The sequence below is a fragment of the Sphaerospermopsis sp. LEGE 00249 genome, assembly GCF_014299995.1.
GTDB classification, from domain to species: domain Bacteria; phylum Cyanobacteriota; class Cyanobacteriia; order Cyanobacteriales; family Nostocaceae; genus Sphaerospermopsis; species Sphaerospermopsis kisseleviana.
Genome location: NZ_JACJUZ010000032.1, coordinates 45,068 through 53,558 on the forward strand (window position 1 = coordinate 45,068; position 8,491 = coordinate 53,558).

6 protein-coding genes and 1 CRISPR repeat array are annotated in these 8,491 nt (G+C 39.4%); of the genes, 2 read left to right on the top strand and 4 right to left on the bottom strand.

The window, feature by feature from the left end:
• Window positions 1-100: 100 nt before the first annotated feature.
• Complete coding sequence (gene mutS, locus H5968_RS12860) at window positions 101-2,713, top strand: DNA mismatch repair protein MutS (RefSeq protein WP_187040273.1); 2,613 nt, start codon at window positions 101-103, stop codon at window positions 2,711-2,713.
• Between the two features lie 82 nt (window positions 2,714-2,795).
• Here mutS and H5968_RS12865 read toward each other — a convergent pair whose 3' ends face one another.
• The 4 genes from H5968_RS12865 to H5968_RS12880 form a co-directional block, all read right to left on the bottom strand.
• Window positions 2,796-3,167, bottom strand: coding sequence for a DUF5615 family PIN-like protein (locus tag H5968_RS12865; protein WP_187040268.1), 372 nt, complete (start codon window positions 3,165-3,167; stop codon window positions 2,796-2,798).
• A 3-nt stretch (window positions 3,168-3,170) separates the two neighbouring features.
• The gene (locus H5968_RS12870) at window positions 3,171-3,398 is read right to left on the bottom strand and encodes a DUF433 domain-containing protein (protein WP_137667629.1); all 228 of its coding nucleotides are present in this window, start codon (window positions 3,396-3,398) and stop codon (window positions 3,171-3,173) included.
• Between the two features lie 110 nt (window positions 3,399-3,508).
• Complete coding sequence (locus tag H5968_RS12875; RefSeq protein WP_187040269.1) at window positions 3,509-3,976, bottom strand: DUF29 domain-containing protein; 468 nt, start codon at window positions 3,974-3,976, stop codon at window positions 3,509-3,511.
• A 397-nt stretch (window positions 3,977-4,373) separates the two neighbouring features.
• Complete coding sequence (locus H5968_RS12880; protein ID WP_187040270.1) at window positions 4,374-6,731, bottom strand: putative PEP-binding protein; 2,358 nt, start codon at window positions 6,729-6,731, stop codon at window positions 4,374-4,376.
• Window positions 6,732-7,235: 504 nt separating this feature from the next.
• A CRISPR array of direct repeats spans window positions 7,236-8,379; the repeat unit is 36 nt; unit sequence GTCCCCACTCGCTGGGGATATTAATTGAATGGAAAC.
• A gap of 57 nt (window positions 8,380-8,436) precedes the next feature.
• On the opposite strand from H5968_RS12880, the gene H5968_RS26095 reads away from it, so the two are divergent.
• Window positions 8,437-8,491: IS630 transposase-related protein (locus H5968_RS26095; RefSeq protein WP_370569746.1), on the top strand; the 55-nt coding region annotated here is incomplete at its 3' end.

Consider the following 8,491-nt stretch of genomic DNA (forward strand, 5'->3'; position numbering starts at 1 on the left):
TCTCTGCGCCTCTGCGTGATAAAAAAAATTAAAAAACCTTAAACAACCACCCCACCTCACGCTATCATCAAAAATAGTGCCAAAAACCGCAGCATCTACCATGACCACACCAGAACCCCAGCAACCAAACACACCTCTCAGCGATACAAGACTGGTAGAAGACCGCAGCAAGCTGAGTAAAATGTATCAGCACTACGTAGAAATGAAGGATAAATACCCCCATGCGTTGCTGCTGTATCGTGTTGGTGACTTCTTTGAAACCTTCTTTCAAGACGCTGTAACCGTTTCCAGAGAATTAGAATTAGTCCTCACCAGTAAACACGGGGGTGATGTGGGTCGGGTAGCTATGACAGGTGTACCTCATCACGCATGGGAACGATATACAACCATGTTAGTAGAAAAAGGTTATGCTGTAGTTATTTGTGATCAAGTTGAAGACGCATCAGAAGCAGTAGGTTTAGTGAAACGGGAAGTTACCCGCATCCTCACACCGGGAACTTTGTTAGAAGAAGGAATGCTCAAAGCCAGTCGCAATAATTACTTGGCGGCTGTGGTCATTGCGGTGAATCATTGGGGTTTAGCTTATGCTGATATATCAACTGGGGAATTTCTCACCACTCAAGGCAGTGATTTAGAACACCTCACTCAAGAATTAATGAGGTTACAACCTTCTGAAGTGCTTTTCCCCACCAATGCACCGAATTTAGGTACTTTACTACGTCCGGGGGAAACTTCCCCTTCCCTTCCTCAGTGTTTACCACCCACATTTTGTTATAGTTTGCGATCGCAACTTCCCTTTTCTCAAGCCGAAGCCAGAAGTAAAATATTGCAGAAATTCAAATTGCGATCGCTCGAAGGTATCGGTTGTGAACATCTCCCCCTTGCTGTCCGCGCTGCTGGTGGACTGTTGGAATATCTGGAAGATACCCAAAAACAAAACCCCGTATCTCTGCAATTATTACGCACCTATACTTTAACCGATTATCTGATCGTAGATCATCAAACCCGTCGCAACCTGGAAATTACCCAAACTGTCCGCGATGGCACATTTCACGGTTCTTTATTATGGGCTTTGAACCGAACCAGCACCGCTATGGGGAGTCGGGCGTTAAGAAGATGGTTGTTACAACCGCTACTTGATATCAAAGGTATTAAAGCTAGACAAGATAGTATTCAGGAATTAGTTGAGAATACACCTTTACGACAAGATTTACGAACATTATTAAGGAAAATATACGATTTAGAAAGGTTAGCAGGTCGCGCAGGTTCAGGAAGGGCAAATGCACGGGATTTAGTCGCGTTAGCTGATTCTATCTCTCTTTTACCTGAATTAGCTAACATAGCAGCAGAAGGGCGATCGCCTTTTTTAAAAGCTTTGCAAAAAGTACCTCCCGTACTGGAAGAATTAGCAAAAAAAATACAATTGCACATCGTAGAATCACCACCTAATCATTTAAAGGAAGGCGGTTTAATTCGTCCTGGTATAAATCCCCTATTGGATGAAAGAAAAGCAACAGTAGAAGCAGATCAACAATGGATCGCAACGTTAGAAGTTGATGAAAGAGCGAGAACGAGTATTCCTAATTTAAAGGTCGGGTTTAATAAGACTTTTGGGTATTATATTAGTATTTCACGTTCTAAATCAGATCAAGTTCCTGAGAATTACATCCGTAAGCAAACGTTGACGAATGAGGAACGTTACATTACTCCTGAGTTGAAAGAGCGAGAAGCGCGGATATTAACGGCGCGAGATGACTTAAATCAGCTAGAATATGAGATTTTTGCCGCTTTACGGGATGAAGTGGCTGAACACGCGGATACCATTCGCAATATTTCCCGTGCGGTGGCTGCTGCTGATGTATTATGTGGGTTGGCTGAGTTGGCGGTACATCAGGGTTATTGTCGGCCGGAAATGGTGGAGGGACGGGAGGTTGAGGTTATTGATGGTCGTCATCCGGTGGTTGAACAATCTTTACCTTCTGGGTTTTTTGTTCCTAATTCTACTTGGTTAGGTGGGAAGAATTACGGAGAAACGAACCGCAAAGACGCGAAGGACACGAAGGAAGAAGAGAAAAGAAGAAAGAATGATACATTTTACCCTGATTTAGTTATTTTGACGGGTCCTAATGCTAGTGGTAAGAGTTGTTATTTAAGGCAGGTGGGTCTAATTCAGTTAATGGCGCAAATTGGTAGTTTTGTACCTGCTAGTTCTGCAAGGTTGGGTGTGTGCGATCGCATTTTTACCCGTGTGGGTGCTGTTGATGATTTGGCTACTGGTCAATCTACTTTTATGGTAGAAATGAATGAAACTGCTAATATTTTAAATCATGCAACTGCGAAATCTTTGATTTTGTTAGATGAAATTGGTAGGGGAACTGCAACTTTTGATGGTTTATCTATTGCTTGGGCTGTGGCAGAATATTTAGCAGTGGAGATTAAAGCTAGAACTATTTTTGCAACTCATTATCATGAGTTAAATGAGTTAGCTAGTATTATTAATAATGTGGCAAATTATCAAGTTACGGTGAAAGAATTACCTGATCAAATTATCTTTTTACATCAAGTGCAACCCGGTGGTGCTGATAAGTCCTATGGTATTGAAGCGGGAAGGTTAGCGGGTTTACCTGCGGTGGTTATCAAGCGTGCAAAACAGGTAATGGGACAAATTGAAAAACACAGTAAAATTGCTATGGGGTTACAGAATTTAGAATAATTAATATAGATCAAATTAATTATGTTCCTCGTTCCCATACAGAGTATGGGAATGTATTTTAGAAGACTCTGCCTTCAATTGCTTAAAGTCTACGACGAACAGGACGAGAGAGGGCGCGGCGGACTTCAAGAGTGGTGAAAGAACCAAGAAGCGATGAGGGTAAACGGTTGGACAGAAGTTCAATAATTTTGGCATTGATGGTATTGGCTGGAGTGTCGTCGGGAAGGTTGATGAAAATTGCTCCAGCAGTAAAGCCTTCAGTCCAACTTCTAGGATCAGCAAGTCCTCTGTCACGGGTGATGATAATGGCATCAGCCATAATGGCAGCCTCCATCACTTCAGTATCAGGATGACCACGCAAACCGATGTCGCGCACGTCTTGTACAGAAAATCCTAAAGCAGCAATTTGAGGTGCAAGGGAACGTGGCATATTTTCATCAACTAGAAAATTCACAGCTTATGCTCCCAAAGCAGTAAATTCAGTGTGTCTAACCAAATCAGCAGCATAGCTAAGAGCCGCTTCGACTTGAGTTTTAGTGAGTTCGTATTCTTCCATAACTTCTTCTTTGCTCATGCCACCTGCAAGAGAACCAATGATAATAGAAATTGGGACACGAGTACCACTGATAACGGGTGTGCCGTGATGAATAGCAGGGTCTATGCTGATGTATGGTGAAATTTCCATAAATACCTTCTTGGTGTTTGCTGTTTCTCTATTTTGCCTTGAGATTTTGCCAAGCGATCGCTTGATAAATTCTCTTAGTGATATAACTTATAACTCTGCACCTGCAAAAATTATCCTTCCCAGTCCTGACTGGTATCACACAAAAAATCATCAGCAATAATATCATCAAATAAATAAGGACAATTTTCGGGAAAAGTTCTTAACGGTAAATTAGTTTCCCGTAAAGCTAAATCAACTCCTGCTTCAAAACCATCTAACATAGCTTCTTCCATGCGAGATTTTAAACTAGGGTTTTGTCGCAGATGTCGCAGAATAGCGCGACGTTGTTCTCTAATTGTTAAAAACCAACTGCGAGAACGGTTTTCCGGTTGATATTCCCATTTTAAGAGATGACCTAATAATACACCCAAACGACTTGCTAATTCTCGATATTCCTGCCTTCCCAAAGCTTGAATTTCCTCTTGTAAATGTTGCCAGTCTAATTCTAAAACTAGCCTTTCTTCTAAAGCTTTAGCTTGTTGTTGTGTCCAACAATAGAAGTCTTGATGATACAAAGAAGAAGATTGAGATTGCTCCATATTCAGATAATTTGATCTTCATCTGCAATGATATTTTAATTATATAACTTATATATAACTTATCCCAAATTTCTCATTTTCCCATACAATTTGTTACAATCTTATCCACCTCCTATGACAGCATATTTATCAATTGATAATTGACAATTGACAATTGATAATTGATAATTTTTTCATTTAAGGTTTAAAACCTCCCCTTACTAGCGGAAAAAAGCCAAAAATTCCACTTTTCAATCCTCCGAATTTAAGGGAGAGGTAATTGTCAATTGTTCATTGTTAATTGTCCATTATTGAAATTCCTTTCTTCCTTTGCGCCTTTGCGCCTTTGCGTGAGATAAAAAAACTTAGTCCCAGCACCCAAAAATTGCTGTAATTTTCAATTTTCAATTTTCAATTTTCAATTCCCCAAAAGTTTCCTAGCTGCTGCTAAAATCAAACGTTGTTCAGCACGAGCGATCGCTTGATAAGTCCTTTCCACCGCTTCCGGTTCTACAGAAATAGAACTAATACCCCATTCCACCAATTTATCAATAATTTCTGGATATAAAGCAGGTGCTTGACCACAAATAGAACAAGGAATACCCCCATCTTTAGCCATTTTAATTAGTTGAAAAATCGCACCCATCACCGCAGGATGACGTTCATCAAAGATACTTGCTAATTCTCCTTGTTCTCGATCCACACCTAAAATTAATTGTGTCAAGTCATTAGTACCAATAGAAATTCCCGCTACCCCAGCTTTAATATATTCAGGTAATAAAAATATTATACTCGGAACTTCTGCCATGATCCATAATTGAAAATGGGGATTTTCAGTTAAACCAGCTTCTTCAACTTGACGACGACAAAATACAAATTCTTCCACACTCCGCACAAAAGGCAACATCAAATAAATATTACTATAACCATTTTTTTGTAACCTTGCTAAAGCCTGTAATTCTAATTCAAAAACCGCCGAATTTTTCACATAACTCCAAGTACCATGTTCACCTAAAATTGAGCTTGACGAAGATTTTACATCATAATTCAATGAAGGAAAATCCTGTGATCGCCAATCTAAAGAACGATATAAAATAGGTCGAGGAGCAAAACCAATAGCAAATTTTTTAATCTCCTCAAATAAACTTTCTAATAATTCCGTTTGTCTACCATTTGAAAGCCAAATATGAGGATTTTGTCCCTGCAAAATATTCAAAATCATCAATTCTGAACGCAACAAACCCACCCCATCCACAGGTAAACCCCGTACTGTTTCAATCAAATTCGCTTGACTAAGATTAACTAATAATTGGGTAGCAATCATCGGTAATATTTTAGCATTACTCAACCCATAATGAGGTTGATTTGCATGATGATCAAATTGTTCTTTTTTATTCTCGGTTAATGAAATTTTTTCTCCATCTTTCAAGATATTACCCTCTTTTGAAGCACGATAAACTTCTCCCCTATCACCATCAAGCAAGAGACTTTCACCAGTTTGAATTAAATTAGTCGCATTTTTAGCACTGACTACAGCAGGAATACCCAACTCCCTAGCTAAAATTGCCCCATGACTGGTTAATCCTCCTCTTTCTGTAATAATACCACTAACCTGATGTAATAAAGGCAACCAATCAGGAGTAATAGCAGGAGCGATTAAAATTACTCCCTTGGGTATTTGTAAAGGTTTGGGTTGTGAACCAAGAATGACATACGCAGTAGCAGTTATCCGCCCCCTAGCCGCCCCTATTCCTTTGAGGAGCAAGTTAGGAATTAAAGACGGTGGAACATTAACTTGAGTAATGTAAAGTTTTGGGGTAGGAATATTAATTGTAATTGTCCATTTTATTGTTAATTTTGTCCCTATTTCACTAAATAATTGATTGCCTAAAATAATGATTTGTTGTAGCAATTCTTCTGGAAGTGCATACTTCTTTTGTTGTTCCTCACTGAGCAGATAGGAGAATAAACAATTATGATCTGTGATTAATCTAGATTGTAATTCTTCAGCAGTCACAGATATAGGATCATGTACAGAATAGGCGAGAATTTTATTTCCTAATTGTTGTTCTTGAATAACTTCGGTGTTTTCTTCAATGTAGTAAACATCTGGTAATACTTCACCCTTGTTAATAGCTATTCCTAATCCATAAGTTGCTTCTATTTCTGCTCCTGATGTATCAGCTTGGAATGAACCAGAGGCGATCGCATTTTCTACCGGTTGCACTAATACCGCAAAATTAATGTGTTGTAAATTAATGCCCACGCTCTGCCAATATAGTAAACTTCTAGCACGAAACAACTGACTCCAAGTTTGTTTTAAACCTTCAACTATAGCTTCCTCATTACAAACACAAAACACCGACTCCAGCAACCCAGAAATATTTCCCATCACCTGATTACCAGATGATATACTCAAACTCGGACGCAAAATTAAACATTTCCCTTCCCAGGTTTTAGCAGCTTGGAAAATCTCACTTACCCAATAATGTGGTACACTACCAGCAATAATTTCCTGACGCAAACGGCCAGCCACCTGTTGCAGTTGTTGCCAATTACTTACATCTAAATGTAGAGAAGAATAGGGTAAGTCCGCAACTAATGACTCTGAACTATTGAGAGTTTCTAGAAATTCTCGCCACACATCTGCGGAGACTACAAAACCAGGTACTACAGGATAGCCCCTTTGCATAATTTTACTCAAGTAAAACGCCTTATCCCCAACTTGGGCGCGGTCTTGTGGTTTAATGTTATCTAAGCGGTAGAGTTTATCCACTCAAGTGTTAGGTGTCATTTGTGCAAGTTTTACGTATTATTTGTCAATTATCGACCTACTGTTTTTATGGTAAGATACAAACGCTACATTTTTGATTATTTCTTTAATACACTATTTCAAAGCAATAAATATAAATATCTTATATAAATAAATATTATTAAAAATTGAGTTTTTACAATTACATTACTAATTCAAGTAAGATATAATACAGTTTTTAGCTCAATAGGGGTTGCTGAATAAAACTAAAACCTTGATAAATCAAAGGTTTGAAGTAGTCAGTGAGGAACTCCTGGAACTTCTGACTCCTTGATTATTGTGTAGTTTTTCCGAAGGTCAGGTAAAATGGCTGAAATATTGATTTTTTCGTTGCGAACTTCGGTCGCTTACTGGGTAACGGTTTCAGGGATTTTTTACCGCTGTTGGTTAGTTGTTTCACCACTTTTTTTCCTGACCTTCGGAAACTGCCTCTGGACACTTTACTGGGTAAGGGTTTAAAATGGAGGGGTCCCCACTCGCTGGGGATATTAATTGAATGGAAACTGCTGATATTGCCCTGGTGTTAAATTATGCTTGTACTTGTCCCCACTCGCTGGGGATATTAATTGAATGGAAACGATTATGTTGGCAAGATTAATCTCAAATAATCCCTCAGGTCCCCACTCGCTGGGGATATTAATTGAATGGAAACGCATTGCCACGACTCTAAACGGACGCAGAGACAGAGTCCCCACTCGCTGGGGATATTAATTGAATGGAAACATTTAATCATATCCCAATTGAAAAATTAGAATTATCAAAGTCCCCACTCGCTGGGGATATTAATTGAATGGAAACTAGAGTCCTCTCACTGGCTTTCTAGACAAGCCTGGGGTCCCCACTCGCTGGGGATATTAATTGAATGGAAACACCTAATCGGCGTTAGCCTTGTTCATGCGAATGACAAAAGTCCCCACTCGCTGGGGATATTAATTGAATGGAAACTTCCATGAGGAATTGGAATTGACCTTCTGCCCCTTCGGTCCCCACTCGCTGGGGATATTAATTGAATGGAAACTCAATGATTGAAGGCATCTTTATACAACCTAAACTAGAGTCCCCACTCGCTGGGGATATTAATTGAATGGAAACCTAAAGATTAAACAGAAGAAGGAAAGTGTGACTGGAGTGTCCCCACTCGCTGGGGATATTAATTGAATGGAAACTTGAGAACGTGCTTCTCTGTTTTGGGTCTTCCTTCGTCCCCACTCGCTGGGGATATTAATTGAATGGAAACTAAAGAGCAGTGCCGTCGTCGCTATGTCGAGTGTGAAGACGGTCCCCACTCGCTGGGGATATTAATTGAATGGAAACAACTAAAGCACTACAGGCTATAAAATCCTTTTCAGCAAGTCCCCACTCGCTGGGGATATTAATTGAATGGAAACACAGCATTGACAACTTCAAACCATTGCCTATTAAAAATAGTCCCCACTCGCTGGGGATATTAATTGAATGGAAACGAATCAGACTTCAATAACTATACTTACGATATAGGTGAGTGTCCCCACTCGCTGGGGATATTAATTGAATGGAAACTTCAAGTGATAAGGAATGGTATCGCAACCATCCCCCGGTCCCCACTCGCTGGGGATATTATAGTAGTTTAACTTAAGAATGAGACAAAAAGAGTATAAGATTGAAGAGAGAAGGTATGGGAGTAGAAATCATGGCTTATAGTTTAGATTTAAGACAAAAAGTAATAGATTATATAGAAAATGGTG

Bases quoted from the DNA above. Each gene is read 5' to 3' on its own strand.
- mutS (WP_187040273.1), top strand. From the start codon at position 101: ATGACCACACCAGAACCCCAGCAACCAAACACACCTCTCAGCGATACA.
- H5968_RS12870 (WP_137667629.1), bottom strand. From the start codon at position 3,398: ATGGAAATTTCACCATACATCAGCATAGACCCTGCTATTCATCACGGC.
- H5968_RS12875 (WP_187040269.1), bottom strand. From the start codon at position 3,976: ATGGAGCAATCTCAATCTTCTTCTTTGTATCATCAAGACTTCTATTGT.